Source organism: Sinobaca sp. TMA16-18 (assembly GCF_059510535.1).
This window is the reverse complement of sequence record NZ_JCAKFM010000003.1, coordinates 54,271-77,207: the sequence shown is the minus strand read 5'-3', so window position 1 is coordinate 77,207 and position 22,937 is coordinate 54,271. Positions and strand designations below refer to the sequence as shown.

Annotated in this window: 19 protein-coding genes; 14 read left to right on the top strand and 5 right to left on the bottom strand. The window is 45.9% G+C overall.

The features are described from left to right. Positions 1-23: 23 nt before the first annotated feature. From AC5W14_RS06580 to AC5W14_RS06570, 3 genes are read left to right on the top strand one after another with little or no spacing between them, the layout of a single operon-like run. On the top strand, positions 24-236 hold the full coding sequence (locus AC5W14_RS06580) for a hypothetical protein (protein ID WP_496058545.1): 213 nt from the start codon (positions 24-26) through the stop codon (positions 234-236). Further along, positions 233-748 (top strand): PH domain-containing protein, encoded by a 516-nt coding sequence (locus AC5W14_RS06575; protein WP_496193968.1) that lies wholly within the window; start codon positions 233-235, stop codon positions 746-748. Before AC5W14_RS06580 ends, AC5W14_RS06575 begins: the two co-directional genes overlap by 4 nt. Continuing rightward, positions 738-2,210, top strand: a complete 1,473-nt coding sequence (locus AC5W14_RS06570) for a PH domain-containing protein (RefSeq protein ID WP_496193967.1) — start codon at positions 738-740, stop codon at positions 2,208-2,210. Before AC5W14_RS06575 ends, AC5W14_RS06570 begins: the two co-directional genes overlap by 11 nt. Positions 2,211-2,237: 27 nt before the next feature. Here AC5W14_RS06570 and AC5W14_RS06565 read toward each other — a convergent pair whose 3' ends face one another. The 4 genes from AC5W14_RS06565 to AC5W14_RS06550 all read right to left on the bottom strand — a co-directional run bounded on the left by AC5W14_RS06565 (position 2,238) and on the right by AC5W14_RS06550 (position 6,312). Continuing rightward, positions 2,238-3,230 (bottom strand): DUF2777 family protein, encoded by a 993-nt coding sequence (locus AC5W14_RS06565; protein ID WP_496058542.1) that lies wholly within the window; start codon positions 3,228-3,230, stop codon positions 2,238-2,240. 88 nt (positions 3,231-3,318) lie between these two features. Continuing rightward, positions 3,319-4,275: an MBL fold metallo-hydrolase gene (locus tag AC5W14_RS06560; RefSeq protein ID WP_496058541.1), complete on the bottom strand. Its 957-nt coding sequence runs from the start codon at positions 4,273-4,275 to the stop codon at positions 3,319-3,321. Between the two features lie 61 nt (positions 4,276-4,336). Beyond that, positions 4,337-5,251: a hypothetical protein gene (locus AC5W14_RS06555; protein ID WP_496193966.1), complete on the bottom strand. Its 915-nt coding sequence runs from the start codon at positions 5,249-5,251 to the stop codon at positions 4,337-4,339. Positions 5,252-5,274: 23 nt separating this feature from the next. Then, a complete protein-coding gene (locus AC5W14_RS06550; protein ID WP_496058539.1) occupies positions 5,275-6,312 on the bottom strand; it encodes a toxic anion resistance protein in 1,038 nt (345 codons plus the stop codon). A 196-nt stretch (positions 6,313-6,508) separates the two neighbouring features. Here AC5W14_RS06550 and AC5W14_RS06545 point away from each other — a divergent pair, with 196 nt between their 5' ends. The 6 genes from AC5W14_RS06545 (at position 6,509) to kapB (ending at position 14,819) form a co-directional block, all read left to right on the top strand. Beyond that, the gene (locus AC5W14_RS06545) at positions 6,509-6,919 is read left to right on the top strand and encodes a DUF2203 domain-containing protein (protein ID WP_496058538.1); all 411 of its coding nucleotides are present in this window, start codon (positions 6,509-6,511) and stop codon (positions 6,917-6,919) included. Between the two features lie 15 nt (positions 6,920-6,934). Continuing rightward, positions 6,935-7,708, top strand: coding sequence for an NRDE family protein (locus tag AC5W14_RS06540; protein WP_496058537.1), 774 nt, complete (start codon positions 6,935-6,937; stop codon positions 7,706-7,708). 200 nt (positions 7,709-7,908) lie between these two features. Then, positions 7,909-12,501: a glutamate synthase large subunit gene (gene gltB / locus AC5W14_RS06535; RefSeq protein ID WP_496193965.1), complete on the top strand. Its 4,593-nt coding sequence runs from the start codon at positions 7,909-7,911 to the stop codon at positions 12,499-12,501. A gap of 82 nt (positions 12,502-12,583) precedes the next feature. Next, the gene (locus tag AC5W14_RS06530; RefSeq protein ID WP_496058535.1) at positions 12,584-14,068 is read left to right on the top strand and encodes a glutamate synthase subunit beta; all 1,485 of its coding nucleotides are present in this window, start codon (positions 12,584-12,586) and stop codon (positions 14,066-14,068) included. A 127-nt stretch (positions 14,069-14,195) separates the two neighbouring features. Continuing rightward, entirely contained in the window at positions 14,196-14,420 is a 225-nt protein-coding gene (locus tag AC5W14_RS06525; RefSeq protein ID WP_496058534.1) for a hypothetical protein, read from the top strand. A gap of 30 nt (positions 14,421-14,450) precedes the next feature. After that, positions 14,451-14,819, top strand: coding sequence for a sporulation phosphorelay system protein KapB (kapB, locus tag AC5W14_RS06520; protein ID WP_496058533.1), 369 nt, complete (start codon positions 14,451-14,453; stop codon positions 14,817-14,819). Here kapB and AC5W14_RS06515 read toward each other — a convergent pair. Continuing rightward, entirely contained in the window at positions 14,816-16,537 is a 1,722-nt protein-coding gene (locus tag AC5W14_RS06515; RefSeq protein ID WP_496193964.1) for a PucR family transcriptional regulator, read from the bottom strand. The two genes, kapB and AC5W14_RS06515, sit on opposite strands and share 4 nt — an antisense overlap. Positions 16,538-16,723: 186 nt before the next feature. On the opposite strand from AC5W14_RS06515, the gene AC5W14_RS06510 reads away from it, so the two are divergent. Genes AC5W14_RS06510 through AC5W14_RS06490 form a run of 5 tightly spaced genes read left to right on the top strand, consistent with a single transcriptional unit; the run spans position 16,724 to position 22,923 of the window. Beyond that, a complete protein-coding gene (locus AC5W14_RS06510) occupies positions 16,724-17,941 on the top strand; it encodes a cystathionine gamma-synthase family protein (protein ID WP_496058531.1) in 1,218 nt (405 codons plus the stop codon). A 59-nt stretch (positions 17,942-18,000) separates the two neighbouring features. Continuing rightward, entirely contained in the window at positions 18,001-19,170 is a 1,170-nt protein-coding gene (locus AC5W14_RS06505) for a M20 metallopeptidase family protein (RefSeq protein ID WP_496193963.1), read from the top strand. 19 nt (positions 19,171-19,189) lie between these two features. Next, complete coding sequence (locus AC5W14_RS06500; protein WP_496058529.1) at positions 19,190-20,221, top strand: homoserine dehydrogenase; 1,032 nt, start codon at positions 19,190-19,192, stop codon at positions 20,219-20,221. Between the two features lie 35 nt (positions 20,222-20,256). After that, positions 20,257-21,699: an aldehyde dehydrogenase family protein gene (locus tag AC5W14_RS06495; RefSeq protein WP_496058528.1), complete on the top strand. Its 1,443-nt coding sequence runs from the start codon at positions 20,257-20,259 to the stop codon at positions 21,697-21,699. A 27-nt stretch (positions 21,700-21,726) separates the two neighbouring features. Next, positions 21,727-22,923 (top strand): M24 family metallopeptidase, encoded by a 1,197-nt coding sequence (locus tag AC5W14_RS06490; protein WP_496058527.1) that lies wholly within the window; start codon positions 21,727-21,729, stop codon positions 22,921-22,923. Positions 22,924-22,937: the final 14 nt, after the last annotated feature.

The window sequence follows — 22,937 nt, the reverse complement described above, 5'->3', positions numbered from 1 at the left end:
TTTAAGGGCGGGAGGCAATTTCGATGACAAAAGACGAAGTAAAAAGCAAGCTGAGAGAAAAGCAGCTGCAGGAAGCACTGGAACTCGTGGAAGATGCGGAAAAAGGCCATCTGGATGAACTCGAGCTGGTGCGCTCGCTCGGCCTGCTGGCTGATGAAGAATTAAACAGGGAAACGCTTGCTGTTCTGGAAAACGAAGGCGTCACAATTATTTATGTGGAAGAGGATGACGAATGAATTCCCGTCCTCTTCCTTCCCAAAAAATATCTAAAAAAGCATTATCTGTATGGAGAATAAAAGGAGCGATCGAAGCGCTGGTTTATCTGGCGCTTCCGACTGCTCTGCTTATTTTTACAATCAGACAGGACTGGCCGGTATGGCTTGTAAGCGTGGTGTTTCCTGTAATCGCTGTCTTTGCCGTATGGAAAGCCTGGTTTTTTCCGGCAATGACCTGGAAGCGCTGGCGCTACGAAGTATATGAAAAAGAGGTAGAGCTGCGGCGCGGTGTAGTCATCACCAGGCATACTCTTATTCCGATGTCGCGCATCCAGCACGTAGATACAGCCCAGGGACCGCTTTATAAAAAATACGGACTTTCCGCGCTGACCATCTCCACTGCAGCCGGTATTCATGAAATCCCGGCGCTTTCCGAGGAAGTCGGGCAGGAGCTGAGGGACCATATTTCCAGGCTGGCGGAGGCAGAAGACAGCTTATACAGCAGGAAAGAAGCTGATGCGGATGATGAATAAATGGAAGCGAATGCATGGAGCTGCCATAGCCGTTCTTTTTGTATCACGGATAAAAGATTTTATTTTTCCGCTGATTTTAACGTTTTTCGCGGGCGGTACAGGTACTTTATTTGGTCAGCAGTGGATATTTCCAGCATTGCTGCTTATCTTATTTCTGCATAGTTTATTTTCCTGGCTGTTTTTCCGTTTTAGGTTGGAAGAACAGGAACTTCGCATTAAACAGGGAATATTTGTGAAAAAAAAGCGGTACATACAGCGCAAAAAAGTCCAGTCTGTGGATATATCAGCAGGAATTATCCAAAGGGCGTTCGGCCTTGTGAAAATTAAAATTGAAACAGCAGGCGGCGGCACCATTCCCGAGGTAAGCATTATTGCACTTACAAAAGAAGAAGCAGAAGAAATCCGGGAATCTCTTTTATATGGAACGCCGGATTCTGCAGATCTGGAAGAGGCCGAAGCGCTGGATACAGATCCAAAGCAGGAAGTAACGCGGGAAGAAATAACGTACCAAAAAAAAATACCAACCCGTTACATTCTTCTGGCAGGGCTTACCTCCGGAAAGGTCGGGCTGTTTTTTTCAGCGGCGGCGGCTGTCTTTTCGCAGTTTGATCAATTTATTCCTGAATCCTTTTACCAAAGCACCGTTGGGTATATTCTGGATTTAAGCTTGTGGTTTCTTGTTTTATTTTTATTTTTAATTGCGATCATTGCCTGGACCGGCTCGACAATTGTAACAATGCTGCAGTACGGCCAGTTTGAAATTACACTGATTAATAAAGAAATGATTATTAAACGGGGGCTGCTCGAGAAAAAGCAGCTTACCCTCCGGCCCGAACGAATTACGAGCGTCCGCTATACGTGTAATCCATTTCAGCAGATGCTCGGTTTGTGGAGAATTTATATTGACAGCGCGGGGGGCGGATCGGAAAAAGAATCATTTTCCACCGTACTGCTTCCGCTTGGGCCGCGGCACGCAGCAGAAGAAATAATTCGCCACGTCCGCCCCGATCTGCAGATGGAGCCGGATCTCTCCCATGTACCAAAGCGGGCGGCGAGGCGCTATATGTTCAGGGCATCCTGGATATCATGGCTGCTGGCGGGTGCCGCAGCTATCTGGGTGCCTTATGGCTATATTCTGTTTGTGCTGCCGCTGCTACTATGCTGGCTGGGCTGGAATCAGTACCGCGCGGCCGGTTTGTTTGAAAACAGCAGTAAGCTCGTGCTGCAGAACCGTCTTGTCAGCAAACAGCATGCGGTCCTTCCAAAAACCGCCATCCAGTCTTATACAAAACAGCATCATTATTTACAGGAAAGGCATCAATTATGTTCCATTACGGTCGATATTTTATCGTCAAGCGGCGGCAGGGAATTTCACCTCCGCGATACAGAGGATAAAAAAGGAGAAGAGCTTCTTCAATGGTTTTCAGAAGCACCAAAAATAAAAGAAGTGCCTGCAGAGTAACTGCACGCACTTCTTTTTTATTATAAATTATTGATCGGTTTTCTCGTTTTTTGTATACGCATTGTTTGTATACACATAAATTTTACGTTCCCCGTTGTCTGCGGTGCATTCAAACCGGTCATATACATAATCTGTTTCTTTATTATGAATATGGCGTACGTAGTGATGCTGAATCATAACCGTCAAACCATTACGCTGGTAGGAAATAAAATTAACGCCCTTCAACGTGGCTTCCGGGCTGCTCTGCAGCAGCTCATACAAAAGACGGTTATGGCATTCAAGCAGGTCGCTGTCTGTTAGCGAAAAATGAACAAGCGCCTGTTTTAAGCCCTGGCGGGATGTTTTATCCAGTTCAGTTAAAAGAATGGTATACGGTTCAAACTGTTCTGGATGGATACGTACCCAATCATGGTTGCGAAGTGTCAAAATATCACCGGCTTCATCGGCAAAACGAAACCCTTTAATATGGGTGACGTTGATCCATCCCTGCTTGGGATCGGCTGCTTCCAGCTGAAAAGGGCAGTTTGCCAGTTCCAGCACGTCTCCCATTTTAGGTTCGGTTAAATAAATAACGTCTTTGGATCTTTCTATTTTATAATAAATATAGTGGACGTCATCGATAGGAGGATGAAGAGCGGCATCCTTTGGGGACAGCTGGCGGAGTATATCATTGTACTGCTTCATCTCAAGGGAGTTCTGTCTGCTCCGCTCTGTAATCTGTGCTTTTTTATCTTCAATCGCTTCGGATAGTGTAACAGAAAAAGAAACCTGCTGACGGTCCGGAGAAACCGGGAATATTTTCTGCCCGTTGACGTGCATTGTTTTGCCGGGCTTATCCAGCAGAGTATCGATTTTAGAAAAGACAGGCAGTGTAAAAATACCGGTCACTGTCACTTCTCCATTCCATACCTGCTGGGGCGGGGTTACGATCGAATGTAATGTAGCAAAAAATGTCCCTTCGTTTCCAAGGTCAATCAAAACGGTCCGGCCCTGTTGTTGCTTTGCATCTGCTCGATTCACAAAAAAACCTCCAATTGCATATATATAACTATTTATCGTTCATGGAAATGTAACCATTATAAGCAATTTTGGCTGCTTTTCGCAAGAATTAGTTATTCTGCTGTTTCTTTTTAACGTAATCAAGAAGTCCCATCGCACAGACGTGCATATCCAGCTGCAGAAGATATGTTAACGGATCATCTTCTGCGAGCAGGGGAAGATCATAATAGTCAAGAATTTCCCGGTATAAATCTTTCTGGAGATTTTCCAGGGCATTATCTTCACCGGAGAATTTTTCTGCCCGTTCTACAAACACAGGCAGCCAATAGCGGATCTGGCTGCTGACTGCTGTAATGTCTTCACTCCTGCCAAAATGCCCGAAATAAATAGCGGCAGGCTGTAGTGAGAGAAGAAAGTCCAGTGAAGCAAGCATTTGTTCTGGATCAAACTGGTTGGGAGATGTAGTGGGAAGAAATATCTGTCTGTTATGAGCGGTGGCATCGACATATTGGATGCCGATCGTATCCCCTGTGAAAATGCCATTCGAAGAGCTGTCGTGGATACTGATATGATGAGCAGCATGTCCGGGTGTATGATAAAAAGTCAGCGTTCTCTCAGAGGATAAAGAGAGGGTTTCCCCAGGCGCTGCGGATATGATGCGGGCTGCAGGCACCGGAAGGACCGGGTTAAAAAGCCGGTCAAAATCATCGCCGTAAACTCCTCTGGCGCCTTTTATAAGCCTGGATGGGTCTGCTAAATGCCGGGCGCCTTTTGGATGTACGATAATTTCGGCATTCGGACATTCCCGAAGCAGCAGGCCGGCTCCACCGGCATGATCAAGATGAATATGCGTCAAAATAATATAGCGGATATCTTTAAAAGAGTACCCAATTTCCTGAAGGTTTTCTTTTAAATGGGAAATAGAAGAACTTGGACCCGTTTCAATCACTGCGAGGCTGTCACCCGGTAAAACATAGGTACCTGTACGTCCCGGCACCGATAAGTCCATCCCATCTGAAATCCATAAGTCGTTTTCCAGCTTTGTCATATTTTTTAATTGATCCATCGTGTCACTCCTTTTTTATGTAAGGGTTTACAAAAAAGATAAAACCAAAAAGCGGCGCAGGCTACCGCTGGTCTTTTGGAGGGTATCGTTTTTCATGAAGCTTAAACAAATAATCAACACGCTCTGCCTTCAGCGTGTCCACTTTATGATGAAGTTCTTCAAGTGTGGAACGCATCTGCCGCAAAGTAGAGGTGAGTTCTTCCTGTCGTACAAGCTGATTGTCCGGAGAAAGAAGGCGGTAAGCTTCGAGCAGGGAAGGAATGTCTTTTTGAAGCATGCGCTTAACCGTATACCGTTCCTCAAGATCAAGAAGCTCGTAATGTTTGGTGATTTCCCGGGCCTCCTGCACAATTTCCATAAGACAGCGTTCCGAAGCACGCGACAATCCGGAGCGGGCCAGTTTAATGTGGCTTTCTGTTTTATAAATAAACTGAAACGGCTCTTCGGAAGAATCGACAAAGTGCTTGTCTTCTGTGGTAAGAGCAGAAGAAGCTGTCGGTTCAGCCGCGGGAATTCTGCCGAGCAGCTGGTCATCGAGCTGCTCCAGTTTATAAAATACCCCTTGAAAAAAACGGGATTTTCGGATGCTGCGTAAATACGTTTCGCCATTTTTACGGTATTGAATATAGGCTTCTTTGAAACGATTTTGTTTTGAACCGGGATTGTAAGCTTTTCGGACATATTCAATCGTGACGCGCTTTTTGATGGCCGCCTCCGATTTATACGTTTCATAACTCAGCAGCCGCATCCTTTTTTGATTAACGCGGAGCCGGAAGTAAAATGTTTTCCCGGATTTTTTGAAGGTCTGGGTTGTTTTAACTTGTTTGCCAAACTCAATGAGCCGGTCAAGTGCCGCCTCCATATCCTGAATCATGACAAGACCGTGTGCATCGGAAAATATCTGATCTTCTACTTGTCGACGGTGGTCTGGAACAAAACGGTCCACCCATGGATGAGCCATCCAATTCTTCGCCATGTCTACCACCTCTTTGCTTTCACTTAATCGAGCAGCTTTGTTTTCATTTGTTTATTCAACTCATCCAGCTCGGAAATAAATTGTTTGCCGGAGTGGACAATGCGCTCGTTGGACTGTTCGGTTAGTTCAATAGCTGCCTGCACATCGGCGTAGGCTTTTCGGAATGTTTCCATAGCCACTGCCGGTTCTTCAAGCGTGCGAAGTGTGTCTTCCGTATTGGTTTTGAGCATCTGTGCGTTCGTTAATATCATGTTCTCCGTTGCTTCATTGACGCTGTTAACTGCATTTATAACGTTACGCTGATTGCCGAGGGCCAGTTGAATGGATGCTGTTACCGTAATAATATTCTTCGTCATCGTAATCGCGTTAAATACGGCTTCTTCCAGCTTTTCGTTGTTTTCTTTAATAAGATCGACACTTGCCAGGGATTGTTGAAGTACCATAACAGCCTGGCTCATATTTTTAACGCGTGAAATCACTTTCACCTGGCCTTTTTGAAGTTCAGCCGGGTTATCTTTCCATTCCTCCGTTGTCATTTCCTGTTCAAGCATGTCATTAAGCTGCCGTCCGGTTTCAATCTGCTTTTCGAGGTCTAGTATCCGTTCACGTGCTGTTATTTTCAGCTGATCGAGCATCAGGTTATCTTCCTGCAGCTTATCGCGCCCTATAAGCAGGGCTTCCACAATGTTTTCCACCTGGGCTTCTACCGTTTCATATTTCTTGGAATACTGTTCAATCGGATTCCGGCGGAGCAGCTTGTTCCAGGTTTTCTGCAGTTTTGTCTCATTTAAATATTCAGGCTCCAGCTCGCTGACCATTCCTTTAAGCTCGTACAATCTGTCCGGGAGATCATTTCCCTCCTGATTCATCATTTCCTTTACAGGCCGTTTTAGTGAATCGAGGGAATCCCCGGCGCTTTTTTGTTCAGACTGTCCCAGTCCGCCAAGAGATGTGAGCAGTGCATCTGTATCTTTAGATTCACGGAAACGCTGTATAAACTTTTCCGCCTCTTTGGATGTACTTTTTTCTTTATCTGCGTTCAGGTGTTGATTCGTATCCATTTTGTATCCTCCTTTGGATTCGTTCAAAAACATTCTCATCTATATTGAAAATATTATATCATTTTGCCGGAAACTGTGTGCAAATGACTTCCTATTTTCCTCATTATTAGATACGATTAACCTCATCGCTCGTTTCATTGGATAAACCAGTAGAAACAGATAGAAGGCGGTTTGTTATAAAAAAGGAGCGTTTAACGTGTTTTCCTATTATTTTACCCTTGAAGAAGCAAATAAAACACTGAAAGACCTGGCTGAGGAAATGCTCGCCCTGCAGAAACTGCAGCTGAAATACCGGGAACTGCTGGCCGTGCGTCTTCATCACAAGCAGGAAAGTTCTGCCGGCAGTCAGGCAGATGAAGAACAACTGTTTATGCTGGAAGCAAGAATAGATTTTTGGGAGTTTCAGTCCCGCCAGCTTATACAGCAGCTGGAGAAGCAGAGCATTTTTGTAAAAAGCATTGATCAGGGTCTCGTGGATTTTCCGGCCAAGATAGACGGCAGTCCGGTTCTTTTATGCTGGAAGCAGGGAGAAGCGGAAATTCTGCATTATCACGGCGTTTTTGAAACATATAAGAAAAGAAGAAAAGTAAACTATATAGATGAGTGATTAGGAGAGACGTACATGTGTTTATTGACAATAAGCTATAACATGAGATCAGATTATCCTTTGATCATTGCCGCCAACCGTGATGAATTTTTCGAGAGACCGACAGAGCCGCTCCATGAATGGACAGACTCTCCTATTATCGCCGGCAAAGACTTAAAGCTTGGCGGCACCTGGATGGGAGTGACAAAAGCCGGTCGTTTTGCCCTCGTCACAAATGTAAGAAATCCACTGGAACAGCCGGGGGATCTGTCGAGAGGATTTATTGTGAAGGAAGCTTTGGAAGCGGAGAATCTGGAGAGCTATTTAGAAGCGCTTCATACAAGCAGGTACCGTTACTCGGGGTATAATCTGCTCACGGGCAGCCTTGAAGAAGTGTATTATCACTCCAACCAAAGCGACCAAAAGCCTGTGCGGCTTGAAAAAGGGCTTTACGGCCTGAGTAACGCAGCGCTTGATACCCCGTGGCCGAAAGTAGAGGAATTAAAGGCAGGGGTAAGTAGAGCTGCCGCTCGTGATAAGATCAGCAGAGAAGAGCTGTTTTCCTGCCTGTCAAGCGAACGGAAGTATGAAGAGCCGGACCTTCCTGATACCGGGGTGGGAAAAGACCTGGAAAAGAACCTTTCCTCGGTTTTTATTAAAATGAAAGAATACGGAACAAGATCTCAAACTATTTTGTTAATGAATAACAAAGGCGGAGTAGAGATTACAGAACGGCTCGTAAACGAAGAGGGAAAGGCTGACGGGGATCGGTCGATTACATTTACGACAGAAAATGTTTGGCAGAAGTAGTTGTATAAATATGTAATAGCTTTTATCACTATACATTCGTTGAATAAATAAAAAATTCTGTTAAACCCCTAAAGAAAGCGTTTTCAATACTTTTTTTTCATGGGATATAATTTGCCGAAATGTCAGAAAAATGATATGCTTTTGTATATTAAATAAGAAGTAAATGAATTATATATAGTAGCAGAGGGGTGGAGAGGGCAATGACAAAGCCTGTATATTCACGGAGGGAGGGTCTTTATGACTCTCAATTTGAGCATGATAACTGTGGTATTGGTTTTCTTGCAAACATTAAAGGAAAAAGGTCGCACGATATAGTAGAAAAAGCGATGCAGATCTTAAGAAATCTTGAACATAGAGGCGGCCAGGGTGATGAGCCAAACACAGGAGACGGCGCAGGAGTACTGCTGCAGGTTCCGCATCGTTTCTTTAAAGAAGAAGCGGACTTAGAATTTTCTCTTCCTGAGGAAGGCTTTTACGGAGTAGGAATGGCCTTTCTATCCAATGATGCATCAAGACGCGAAAAGTGCGAGCAGCAGGTGGAAGATATAATCAGCCAGGAAGGTGCAGAACTTCTTGGGTGGAGAGATGTGCCGCATGATGACAGCACGCTCGGAAAAGCTGCCTTAAAAGCGATGCCGACGATCCGTCAGGTGTTTGTGAAACGTCCTGATCATATAAAAAGCAGGGAAGCATTTGAACGGGCGCTGTATGTTATACGAAAGCGCAGCGAAGATGAAGCGCAAAACGGGCTTCAGGAAAATGATGCGTTTTATTTTGCCAGCTTTTCTTCGCGGACGATTGTCTACAAAGGCATGCTTACAACAGCACAGGTAAAGGAATTTTATCTTGATATTTCTAATCCTTCGTTTGATACAGCGGTGGCGCTTGTTCACTCGCGTTTTTCAACGAATACATTTCCAAGCTGGGAAAGAGCCCATCCGAACCGTTATTTAATTCACAATGGCGAAATCAATACAATCAAAGGAAATGTAAACTGGATGCACGCCAGAGAAGCTATTTTTCGTTCAGAAGTGTTCGAAAAAGATATTAATAAAATTCCTGTCATCGACCAAAGCGGAAGCGACTCGGCTATGTTTGACAACGCGTTTGAGTTTTTGACGCTTGCCGGCCGCAGAATGCCTCATGCAGCAATGATGATGATCCCGGAGCCATGGCAGAATGATGCTTCAATCAGCGAAGAAAGAAAAGCATTTTACCAATTCCACAGCACGCTGATGGAGCCGTGGGACGGCCCTACAGCGATAGCCTATACAGACGGCAGCCAGGTAGGAGCCTGTCTGGACCGGAATGGACTCCGTCCTGCCCGGTACTATGTAACTAAAGATGATCACATACTCATGTCTTCCGAGGTTGGCGTTCTTGATATTGAGCCGGAAGATGTACTTTATAAAGAAAGACTTCACCCCGGTCAGATGCTGCTTGTAGATATGAAAGAAGGCAGAATCATTCCGGATGAAGAGATCAAACACGAAATTGCTTCCGAAAAGCCCTACAAGCAGTGGGTAGAAGAACATATGATTGATCTGGAAGATGTATTGGAAAGCCGTGAGGTTTACAATACGGATTTCGAGCAGCTTGAAACAAAACAGCTCGCTTTCGGCTATACGTATGAAGAAATGGAAAAAATGATCAAACCGATGGCGCTCGAAGGAGCAGACCCTGTTGGCTCTATGGGATACGATTCCCCGCTGGCGGTGCTTTCTAAACGTCCGCAGCTTTTGTACAATTATTTCAAACAGCTTTTCGCCCAGGTGACCAATCCGCCTATTGATGCAATACGTGAAGAACTGGTAACGGCTGTCGGCACTTCAATTGGACGTCAGGGCAACCTGCTCCATCCGAAACCGGAAAGTGCAAGACATCTTTATTTGAAAACGCCGTTTATTAACAACGAAGAGTTAGCAAAACTTCGGTCAAATAGAACTGAAGGCTTAAGGTCCGTCACGCTTTCTATGGTATTTAAAAGCAAAAAAGGGGCAAGAGGCCTGAAACCTGCGATGGACAGGTTGTTTCATGCAGCTGACCGTGCCGTTGAGCAGGGCGCTACCATCCTTATCTTAAGCGATCGGGATGTTAACAAAAACTATGCTCCAATTCCAGCACTCCTTGCCTTGTCCGGACTGCACCATCACTTAATCCGTAACGGTCTGCGTACGCAGGTCAGTCTGGTGGTTGAATCGGCAGAACCAAGAGAAGTACACCATTTTGCCGTGCTATTGGGCTACGGTGCAGAAGCAGTGAACCCTTATCTCGTGTTCGACTCCCTTGATGGAATGGTCAGGGACGGCCTGCTCGAAGATACTTCCTACGTGGAGTCCGTTCAGACATATATTAAAGCCGTTACAAAGGGAGTTATGAAAGTACTGTCCAAAATGGGCATATCCACTATTCAGAGCTACCGCGGCGCCCAGATATTTGAGGCGATCGGTGTTGATACGCAGGTGGTGGACGACTACTTTACGTGGACACCTTCACGTATCGGAGGCGTAACGCTTGATATGATCGGTGAAGAAGTGATGATGAGGCACCGCCGTGCTTATACGGAACTTGCAGGACAGGACAAAACCCTCGATCCGGGTGATGATCTGCAATGGAGAAGAAATGGTGAACCGCATCAGTATAATCCGCATACGATCCATATGCTTCAGCATGCAACTAAACGCAAGGACTATAAGTTATTCAAGAAATATTCCGAAGCAATCGATAAGCAGGAAAAAGATCAAACGACGCTCCGGGGGCTGCTTGCTTTTAAAAAGAATGGCCTGAACCCGATCTCTATCGAAGATGTAGAGCAGGTATCCGATATTGTAAAACGATTCAAAACAGGAGCAATGTCTTTTGGGTCGATTTCGGAAGAAGCCCATGAAGCATTAGCGATTGCCATGAACCGAATTGGAGGAAAGTCCAATACAGGAGAAGGCGGGGAAAACCCGAAGCGTTTTAATCCGGAAGAAAATGGAGACTTGAAACGAAGTGCGATTAAACAGGTAGCGTCCGGAAGATTCGGCGTGACAAGTCACTATTTGGTAAATGCCGACGAAATTCAAATTAAAATAGCGCAGGGAGCCAAGCCAGGAGAAGGCGGCCAGCTTCCCGGCAATAAAGTGTACCCATGGGTAGCAGAAGTAAGAGGCACCACGGCTGGAGTAGGCCTGATTTCTCCACCGCCTCACCATGATATATATTCCATTGAAGATCTGGCGGAACTGATTCATGATTTGAAGAATGCCAATCCAGAAGCCCGGGTGAGTGTAAAGCTTGTTTCCGGAACCGGAGTAGGAACGATCGCTGCCGGTGTTGCCAAAGGCCGTGCCGATCATCTCGTAATCAGCGGATACGACGGAGGAACGGGAGCAGCTGCCAGAACAAGCCTTAAGCATACCGGCCTTCCGTGGGAAATCGGCCTGGCGGAAACCCACCAGACGCTGGTGCTTAATAACCTTCGGGACCGTATTACAGTGGAAACAGACGGAAAGCTGATGACCGGAAGAGACGTAGCTATTGCTACGCTTCTGGGCGCAGAGGAATATGCATTTTCTACGGCACCGCTTGTTGTTCTCGGCTGTATTATTATGAGAGTCTGTCACCTGGATACGTGTCCGGTCGGCGTAGCAACGCAGAACCCGGAACTTCGCAAGAAGTTTATGGGCACACCGGATGATGTAGTCAATTTTATGGAATTTGTAGCAGAAGAAATGCGTGAGATCATGGCAGAGCTTGGTTTTAAAACCATCGATGAAATGGTAGGACGCACGGACCTTCTGGAGCAGAAACAGGAAGTAGACAACTGGAAAGCAAGTACAGTTGATCTGACTAATTTATTGTATCGTCCAAGAAAGCTGGACCAGTCCAAGCATTTTGGAACAATCAAACAGGATCACTCCCTTGATGTTTCACTTGACCGCACAACGCTGATGAAAGCCGCAAAGCCAGCTCTTGACAACGGTGAGCCGGTATTCGGAGAATTTTCAATTCAGAATACGGACCGGGTAACAGGAACCATTGTCGGCAGTGAGGTTACGAAAAAGTATGGAAGTGCCGGGCTGCCGGATGATACGATCCGGTTTACCTTTAAAGGGTCCGCCGGCCAGAGCTTTGGTGCATTCGTTCCAAAAGGGATGACGCTGAACCTGATAGGCGATGCCAATGACTATATCGGAAAAGGCTTATCCGGTGGAAAGATCACTGTAGTGCCGCCCGATGAGGCTACATTCATTGCAGAGGAAAACATTATTATTGGAAACACCACCTTTTATGGAGCTACTTCCGGTGAAGCCTATGTACGTGGAATGGCGGGAGAGCGCTTTGCCGTTAGAAACAGCGGTATAAATGTCGTTGTGGAAGGCGTTGGAGACCACGGGTGCGAATATATGACCGGCGGAGTTGTCGTGAACCTGGGCACCTGCGGACGGAATTTCGCAGCTGGAATGTCCGGCGGAGTGGCGTATGCTCTTGATACAGACGGTCATTTTGAAACCCACTGCAATACAGAAATGGTGCATCTTGAGAAAGTGGAAACCGACGCAGACAAAAAGGAACTAAAGCAGATGGTGGAAAACCACCTCAAATATACAGATAGTGCCCTTGCAGAGAGTCTTCTACAGGACTGGGACAATAAAGTGAATGCATTTGTAAAAGTAATACCGCATGACTTTAAGCAGATGCTGTCGTTTATTGAAAAAGCAAAAGACAGCGGACTTGATGAGCAGGAAGCGATCATGCAGGCTTTTGATGAAAGCAAGCTCAGCAAGGCGGAAGCTGGTAAAAACTAAAAAGGCAGGATAAGGGAAGACGTTTTTCTTCCCCTGCTTTCACACATAGATTGACTAGAAAAGAATGTTTGGAGTGAAGGAAATGGGGAAACCTACAGGATTTATGGAGTATAAAAGAGAGACTCCATCAAAGAGAGACCCGCTTGCCAGAGTGAAAAACTGGCAGGAGTTTACGATTATTATGCCTGAAGAAAAAGTAGAAAAGCAGGCAGCGCGCTGTATGGACTGCGCAATCCCTTTCTGTCAGACAGGTACATCCATGCCTGGTTCCGGCGATATTGGCTGTCCTGTTTACAATCTTATTCCTGAATGGAATGATTTAGTGTACCGGGGGAAATGGAAAGAAGCATTAACAAGGCTTCATAAAACGAACAATTTTCCGGAATTCACTGGAAGAGTCTGCCCGGCACCATGCGAAGGTTCCTGTACGGTAGCTATCAACGATGATCCTGTTTCCATTAAATCGATAGAATTTCAAATTGTAGAAAAAGGCTTTAAAGAAGGATGGATTAAACCACAGATTCCTGAGAAAAGAACCGGCAAAAAAGTAGCCGTGATCGGCTCAGGGCCGGCCGGCCTATCCGCTGCCGCCCAGCTCAATAAAGCCGGCCATTCGGTGACGGTGTTCGAAAAAGATGACCGGATCGGCGGTTTACTGACATACGGTATTCCTGACGTGAAACTTCCTTTTCATATTGTTAACCGCAGGTTGAATATTATGAGAGAAGAAGGCATTGAATTTCGCACCAGCGTAGAAATTGGCAAAGATATTTCTTCAGAAGAGCTGACCAACGACTACGATTCTGTTATTTTGTGCACGGGCTCTCAAGTACACCGCGACGTCCCGGCAGAAGGAAATGATCTCAAAGGGATTCATTATGCGATGGATTTTCTACGCCAGAATACGAAATCCCTTCTTGATTCAGAGTACTCCGATAATAAATATATCAATGCGGAAAATAAAAATGTCATCGTAATCGGCGGCGGGGACACCGGAGCAGACTGCATAACAACATCTCTCCGCCACGGCTGTACGTCACTTACTCAATTTGATATTAACGTGCAAAAAGATGAGGAAAGAAAAGAAAACAATCCATGGCCGCTTTATCCAATCGTTCACAGCAAAGAAGATGCGCATAAAGAAGCAGAAGCTGTGTTTGGAGAAGATCCACGTGCGTATAAAGTGATGACAAAGAAATTTGTCGGCGATGAAAATGGGAATGTAAAAGAGCTTCATACGATTGATGTAGTAACGGAATGGAAAGACGGAGAAAAAATCCGTACAGAAATTCCAAATACAGAGCGTGTCTGGAAAGCTGAACTGATTCTTCTTGCGGTAGGGTTTACCGGACCGGAGCAGGGCATCTTAAAAGATATGAAAATAGAAACCGACAGCCGCAGCAACGTGAAGGCGGAATACGGTAAATATGTAACCAACCGTGAAGGCATATTTGCAGCCGGTGACAGCAGAAGAGGGCAGAGCCTTGTCGTCTGGGCTATTAACGAAGGCCGTGAAGCAGCCAGAGAATGCGATAGATATTTAATGGGTGCAACCAATTTAGTATAAAAGAATAACCCGGGCAGCCGGGTGTTTCTTTTAGGCATTTTATATAATTTCACAAACCATATTAAAAATGATTTTTTTGCAAAACTTTGGTAAGATGAAAAAAACACTTAAATAAACGAGGGAAATTATGAAAAAAGCATGGAAATTTCTACTTAGAATACTAGCCGTCTATGCTGCGGTGATTGTATTGATTCTGACTGCCACCATTATTACGGTTATGCTTTCCTTTGCTATTATAGTAGCAGACGAAGTGTTCGGACTAAGCAGTCTCCGTCCGTTTGCAGATGACACGTTAACTCCCTGGTCTGAAAGACTGTGGGATTGGTTTGTGCTGATAACACCCGGAGGCTGAAACATTTACTAAACAGGAGGAAGAGATACTATGGAAACAGCTATTGTTCGTGTTCCTTATAAAACAGGGGTATACATCGGAGAGAAAATAGATGAAAAAAACGATAAATCACTGATCAAAGTCCGGGAAGTTCGTAAACATCCAAAACAGGGGGACCTGCATAATCCGAATCAGGTGGATGTAGCGATGTTTCACGAGCGTAAAGCGCTGGCGGAATTTGAAAAAGTCTGGATTCCAACTGCTATGGTTAAAGAGGCCGAGCTGTGCGGCAGCAGCTACAACGAAACATTAAAGCAGGCATACACTGCCTATTTTGAGGAATTGGAAAACAAAGAGACTCCTTTTGACAAGAAGTCTCTCGAGACACTGCAGAAAGCAGCCGAAGATTATACGTTTTAATGCAAAGACGAAAAGCCGTAGGGCGTTCCGGAACGAAGCATATGAAGTCTTACGGATAAATCAATAAGAAACAGTTCGTCAGAGTCATCCAGGCTGCAGCCGGTAAGGTTCTCAATTTTTTTCAACCGGTACAAAAGGGACTGGCGGTGAAGATTCAATGCCCGTGCCGTCTGGCTCACATTTCCTTTATGCTGATTGTAGACGACAAAAGTGTGCACGAGGTCTATTCCCCTTTCTTTTGAATACTTCCGGAGAGGAGCGATAGTAATCTCTGTAATTTCTTCAAGTTCCTCATTTTCCGTCATGGCAAATAAAGCGCGGTCAAAACGAGTGTCAGCAAATGTGCTGATAAATCCCTTCTCTTTGTGGGCATGCCCGATATCAAGCGCCGCTTTTGCTTCCTGAAAACTAACGTTAAAGCAGTAGCGTCCATACGTTTTTGCCACTCCCCAGGATACAACAGCCTGGGGGTTTTTCTGTTCAAGCCGGTATTGCAGCAGGTCAATAAAAGGATAGGCGGTTTCAATGCTTTTTTCGGTGAAAAGTTCCACAAATATGATCAATTCTTCTTTTTGGAAGGTGCTCATTGTTTTTATGTTCATAGTGCGCCCGGCATGGTACGTTTCTTCCTCAAGAACGTCCCCAATGGAGCGGAGCCAGGTAGAATAAGAATGCGACGCGTGATTGCCGTGCTTAAAAAGCTGGCTGTTGTTTTCCGGCTTTGCGATCAGGCATAAATATTCTGTATCCAGGTCATAGTTCAAAGATTTGGCCCGCGATAAAGCGTCATCGAGCGAGTCAAACGTTCCTTTAGCCAGGCTCCATACAAAATCATCCTTTAAGCGAAGCTCGGTTTCCAGTGCCGTCTGGTCATGCAGAAAACATAAAGCAGACGTTGTCGCTGCATGTTCTAAAAGAATGAGGTGGTCAAGCAGTTCTTTTTCCGCTTTTATTCCTTTACTAGGCCACTGAATTAAAATAAACCCCTGAATTTCCCGTGCTGTCTGCACTGTCAGCTGCAGGATGCTGGATTGGCTGGTGCTGATCCAATGCATGTTGCTTGGAAGGGTCTTTGCGTCCACGCCGTCTTCATAGGAGTAGGAAAGAGGATCTCCCTGGTTAAGAAGATAATCGTTCCAAAGCAATTTAAGCCTTTCGGCATTTCGTGTCTGGTGTTTCAAACGGCCGCGGCGGTCTGTCACAATGACCGGCATCTCCAGCTGCTGCTGAAGATAAAAGGTGATTTCACCAAGCCCCTCTCCGCGAAGGACGATCTCCAGCAGTTCTTTTCGAATGCCGTCGGATCGCTTCACAGCGTCCCGTTCTTCCTGGTTTAAAGCAGAAGAGATCTGCTGGGTTACTTCGCTGAACCGTACGTCCCAGGGAAGTTGAACAAGAGGGAACTTCTGTTCACTGCAATAGGATATGACAGATTCCGGCAGCTGTGGTATGTAATGGCCTATCGACACTACCAGCGCGGCCGCCCCGGCCTCCCTTACTTCCTGCACAAAAGTAAGCAGGCTGTTTATATGGTCTTTGTAGCCGATACCGGTCGTCAGCACGACCTCATTTTTACGGACAAAATCTTCTACAGGGGCTTCAATAATTGATACCCATTCTACTTGGTTTTGTTTGCTTGCTTCATAAGCTGTAAGCAGGAATGATTGATCCATCACTGGAAGATCCATTACATCTTTTACGGTAAACAAAGGTATCACCCCACTTTTTTCTACAGTGTATTCTATTGCATTTATTGTAGCATATGTTTATGGGAGATAATCTATTATCCAACTTGTCAAACGCTTAGTCAGAAACTTCATACAATTTGACGAATGGATTATAATAAATCTTTCTATACAATAAAGGTAGACAGGAAATTGTATACGAATAAGGAGTGGTTTAAAATGACAGAATTTAAAGATAACAACGTAAAAGCCTCAACAAAATCAGTATGGGCAGGCGAAAAGGAATACCGTGCTTTTGGGGCATCCCAGGTTCCTGTAGTACACAGCGTGGCTTATACGTATGATGATTTAGACCACTGGTATGATGTAGCAATCGGTAAAACAAAAGGCCATATCTATGGTAGAAACACGAATCCAACCGTTGAATCCTTTGAAAAAAAAGTGCAGGAGCTTGAAGGAGCAGAAGCGGCAACCAGCTTTTCAACAGGAATGGCTGCCATCAGCAACTCCCTTGCTACGTTTCTGCGCCCGGGAGACCGTGTTGTTTCTGTTAAAGATACGTACGGCGGGACAAATAAGATTTTCAGCGAATTCCTGCCGCAGATGAATATAGATGTTATGCTCTGTGAAACGGGCAACGAGGCCCAGATTGAAGAAGAAGTAAATAAAGGCTGCGAAGTCCTTTATTTAGAAACACCGACCAATCCAACCGTTAAAATTACAGATATTGAAAAGATGGTTAAAATCGGGCACGATGCCGGAGCGCTTGTTTTTGTAGATAATACGTTTGCCACCCCTATTAACCAAAATCCTTTGGAATACGGAGTGGATCTGGTTCTTCACAGTGCTACGAAGTTTCTTGGAGGCCACGCCGATGCTCTTGGAGGCGTAATCTGTGGAAGCAAAGAGCTTGTTGAACAGGTGTATCATTATCGTGAAATCAATGGGGCGACTATGGATCCGATGGCTGCCTATCTTATGATCCGCGGCATGAAGACTCTTCATCTCCGTGTAAGGCAGCAGTGCGAATCCGCTATGAAAATTGCAACGTTTCTTAAAAATCATGATCAAATAGACGAAGTATTTTATCCGGGACTTGAAGATCACCCAGGCCACGACATCGCTAAAAGGCAGATGAAAGATTTCGGAGGGATGTTCAGCTTTTCTATGAAAGGCGGACTGGAGGCAGTAAAGCTGTTTCTTCCTAAATTGGAACTGGCCAATAGAGCAGCAAACCTCGGTTCAGTCGAAACGACGGTAGGCCCGGCCAGAACCACGAGCCATGTGGAAAACACGCCGGAAGAAAGAGCGGCACTGGGTATCCCGGAAAGCCTCGTACGTTATTCTGCAGGTATTGAAGATACCGATGACCTGATCAGAGATTTAAACCAGGCCCTGGCGTGTCTGCCGGAGCCGGTTGCAGCCAAAAGCTATTAAAAGAAAGGTTGACTAGATGCATGGACTCCAGCCACCACATTTATACTCAGGCAAAAGCTATGACAGAGCAGCTTACTTCCTGGAGAAGAGAGCTTCATCAATACCCGGAGCTCAGCTTTCAGGAAACAAACACATCCGCTTTTATTGCTGAAAAGCTGGAGAAAATCCGAGGAATGACCGTATTAAAAGGCAAAAAAGACACCGGGGTTGAAACCGGTGTCGTTGGAATTCTGAAGCGGGGGACAGGTCCGGTTACCGCCCTGCGCGCAGACATTGACGCGCTGCCTATAACAGAAGAAAATGACCATCACTACGTTTCCCAAAATGAAGGAGTGATGCACGCCTGCGGCCATGATGCTCATGCCGCTATGCTGCTGGGTGCAGCACGACTTGCTGCTGAAAATATAGAGCACGCAGCCGGAACGATTAAATTTATTTTTCAGCCTGCCGAGGAAGATACGGACCGGGCCGGCAAAACGGGAGCGTCTTATATGCTGGAAAGCGGGATCTATGATGATGTGGACCAGGCTTATGCGCTCCATATAGACCCGGAACATCCTCTGGGGAGCGTCAGACTTCATGAAGGCGCGAGTATGGCAAGCGTGGATACTTTTGAAGCAGTTATTGAAGGAACAGGCGGGCACGGCGCCTATCCACATCTGGGAACTGATCCGACGTGGATGCTTTCGTTTCTCCTGCAGGCCATTCAAGGAGTAAGTTCCCGGCGGATTTCTCCGCTTGAACCTGCCGTAATAAGTATTGGGGAAATTAAAGCAGGGTCCAGCTACAATGTAATTCCAGACAAAGTGTATATACGAGGCACAATGCGCAGCTATTACGAAAGCACACGCAGCCGGATGGAGCGGGAATTAAAACAGGCATTTAATGTTATTGATTCGCTCGGCGGAACGTACACGCTCTCTACCCACCGCGGGGAACCGGCTTTATTAAATGACCGGAAGACGGTGCAGTTTCTAGATGATACTGTAGCAGACCTGTTTCCTGAAATGACTATTCTGCAGGAGCCATACGGGCTGGGGGGAGAAGATTTTGCCCACGTGGCGAAAGAAGTGCCGGCGGCTATGATGTTTATTGGAGCCGGAATACCCGGGCGCAGCCACAGTGGGCTTCACATGCCGCTGTTTGATTTCGAAGAGGCAGTGCTTCCAGTCGGCGCAGCTATACTAGTAAATGCAGCCCTTCGTCACAGCAAAAGAAGTAATACGTAAACCGAAAAGGAGAGAGCGTATGGCACATAAGCTTGCATTTATTGGATTTGGAGGAGTAGGGCAGGGACTAGCCTCTATTCTCATCGATAAAAAAGAAAAACTAAAAGAGCAGTACGGTACCGATTTTCAAGTGGTCTCTATCTCCGATTTGTACAAAGGGTCCATTCATGACCCGGACGGACTTGATCTCGAGAAGGTGCTTGATTCTCTGAAACAGCACAAAACGCTGGAAGGCTATCCGGAAAGCAGCGGGCTAGTACGAGGCTGGGACAGTATCGAAACGATAGAAAAATCAAATGCCGATACGATGATCGAAATTACGTTTACGGATGTAAATACCGGACAGCCGGCGATTGACCACTGTAAAAAAGCGTTCGAAGCCGGGAAAAATGCTGTATTGACCAACAAAGGACCTGTAGCCCTTGCGGTAAAAGAACTGCAGGCACTGGCTTCTGAAAAAGGCGTAGCGTTCCTTTTTGAGGGAACGGTGATGAGCGGGACACCGGCTATACGCATGCCGCTGACTTCTCTGGCAGGCAACGATATCAGGGAAATCAAGGGCATCTTTAACGGCACTACAAACTATATGCTGATGAGGATGGACCAGGGGCTTGAGTTCGAGGAAGCGTTAAAAGAAGCGCAGGATAAAGGCTTTGCGGAAGCAGATCCGACGAATGACATCGAAGGATACGACGTCATGTACAAGATGGTGATTATGGCTAATGTCGTAATGGGAGCCTCTATTACAAAAGAAGAAGTGTCCAGAAGCGGCATTACCAGCCTTACACCTGCTGATATGAAAGAAGCGAAAGAAAACGGGGAAACCTGGAAGCTGATAGGCAAAGTAGTCCAGGAAGAGGGCAGGGTAACTGCCTCCGTTGCACCGGAACGTTTAAAGCTCGATGATCCGCTTGCCGGAATTAACGGCGCGCTGAATGCGGTAACGTACGAATGCGATTTATCGGGACCTGTGACGCTGATTGGTGCGGGGGCAGGTATACCGGAAACCGGTTTTGCCCTGCTGATAGACCTGCTGAACATGAAAAAATAATCTATTTAACAGTACGAGAAAGGTGGAGAAGCAATATGGCGACGAAAACAGCTGGAAGAAAAATGCTTTTAGGCGGAGAATGGGTGGATCGTGAAGATCGTATTCCTGTATATGACCCTGAAAATGGAGAGCAGATTGATTCCGTGCCGGCGGCTGCAAAGGAAGACATGGAATATGCTATTCAAGTGGCTGAAGAAGGAGCCGCTATTGCAGAATCCCTTACTGTACGGGAAAGAATGGATATTTTAAATAAAGCAGCAGCTTATATTGATGAGCGCAGGGAAGAATTTGCAGAAACGATAGCCAAAGAAGGCAGTAAAACAATTAATGAAGCGCGCGGGGAAGCAAAACGTGCCGCTGAAACGCTTCGACTTGGTGCAGAAGAGGCAAGGCGCTTAACAGGGGAATCAATTAATTTTGATCAAATGCCCGGAAATGAAAACCGGATGGGCTATTATTATCACTTTCCGGTAGGTATTATTGCTGCAATTACGCCGTTTAACGACCCGTTAAACCTTGTAGCCCACAAAGTGAGCCCGGGTATTGCTGCGGGTAACGCCATCATTGTAAAGCCGGCTACTGAGACACCGCTGAGCGCTCTAAAGCTCGCAGAAGCACTAATGCATGCCGGGCTTCCTAAAAAGGTTCTTACTGTTATTACAGGAAGAGGCAGGGACATTGGAGACACGCTTGTAGAGAGCAGTAAAGTAAACATGATCAGCTTTACCGGCGGACTGGAAACAGGAGAAGCCATTGCAAAAAAAGCCGGTCTTAAAAAATTATCCATGGAACTTGGTTCAAACTCACCGGCCATCGTTATGGCGGATACAGATTTGAAAAAAGCAGCGGCTTCTCTTACATCCGGAGCGTTTGCCGCTTCCGGGCAGAACTGCCTCGGCGTGCAGCGGATATTTATCGAATCCAGCGTATATGATGAATTTAAAAAGCACATGACTAAAGCAGTAAGCTCGGTGAAATTAGGCAGAAAGCTATCTGAAGACACGGACATGGGCCCGCTGATTAATGAAAAAGAAGCCAAGCGGGTGCAGGAATGGGTGGAGGACGCACTCGATGCCGGAGGAAATATACTAGCCGGCGGAAAGCGCGAAGGGGCCCTTTATCATCCAACCCTTCTTGAAAATGTGCCGGAAGATGCGACCATTGTAAAAGAAGAAGTATTCGGTCCGGTTGTGATGATTTTCCCAGTGGACTCGCTTGATGAGGCGATTACACGATCCAATCAGGTGAACTACGGCCTGCAGGCAGGCATTTTCACTAAAAATATTGATGCTGCGATGAAGGCTGCGCGCAGGCTGCACGTCGGCGGCGTTATGATAAATGACAGCAGTGATTTTCGTATCGATGCGATGCCTTTCGGCGGAGTGAAAGGTTCGGGTCTCGGCCGTGAAGGAGTAGCCTTTGCGATTGAGGAAATGTCGGAAAAGCGGATTATTTGTTTCAAGTTGGAAGATTTTTAAAAAAATCGGCTGTGAAGGAGTGGAGAAATGTTTCCTCTTGATGAATATAAAGTTCGGATGAACCATACAAAGCAAAAAATGATGGAATATGGAATAGAAGTGCTGCTCGTTTCCAACCCGTCTAACATGTACTATTTAACGGGATATAACGCCTGGTCGTTTTACGTACACCAAATACTGGTTGTTATGATAGACGAAGAGCAGCCTATCTGGATAGGCAGGGAAATGGATGCGCACAGCGCAAAAGTGACCACTTGGCTTGACGAGAATCATATTATTCCTTATCCGGATGAGTTTGTGCAGTCTTCTATTAAGCATCCAATGGATTTTGTAGCAAATATTCTTATTGAGATTGGTCAGGGATCCAGGAAGATCGGTTTGGAGATGGACTCGTTTTACTTCACGGCAATGTGCTATGAGCGTATTACAACCCAGCTCCCCGATGCCGAATTCAGAAACTATAATACACTCGTTAACTGGGTGCGTTTAATTAAATCAGATCTGGAAATAGAATATATGAGACGGGCTGCAAGAATTCTGGAAAATGCAATGGCGGCAGCCTATGAAACGGCAGATGTAGGAGTAAGGGAAAATGATGTAGCAGCGGCCATCACCGCAGCACAGATACGGGGTACAGCTGAATACGGCGGCGACTACACGTCGATTGTACCGATGATCCCAACGAGTGAAAATACGGCAAGCCCTCATTTAACGTGGACAGACCGTCGTTACGTAGAGGGAGACTATCTAACAATTGAAATAGCCGGCGCCTATAAGCGCTATCATACGCCGATGTCGAGAACGATGGCCATCGGCCATGCACCGGATAAAGTAACGGAACTCTCCAAAGTCGTTCAGGAGGGCATTGAAACAACTCTTGATGCCATTCAGCCTGGAATGACCGCAGAAGAAGTAGAAGCGGTCTGGAGCCGTACGATTGCAAAGCGCGGCTATTACAAAGAGTCCCGGCTCGGGTATTCTATTGGACTAAGCTATCCACCGGACTGGGGCGAGCATACCGTCAGCTTCAGAAAAGGTGACAAAACGATTTTGCAGCCGAATATGACGTTTCATTTAATGCCGGGCATCTGGCTTGATAATTACGGCGTCGAGATTACCGAGTCTATTCTTATTACGGAAAATGGATGTGAAACGTTCGCAGACGTTCCAAGGCCGCTTTACGTAAAAGAAGCAAATTCGAGTAAAAGCAAACAGCTTTTCTAACGATAGGAAACGAA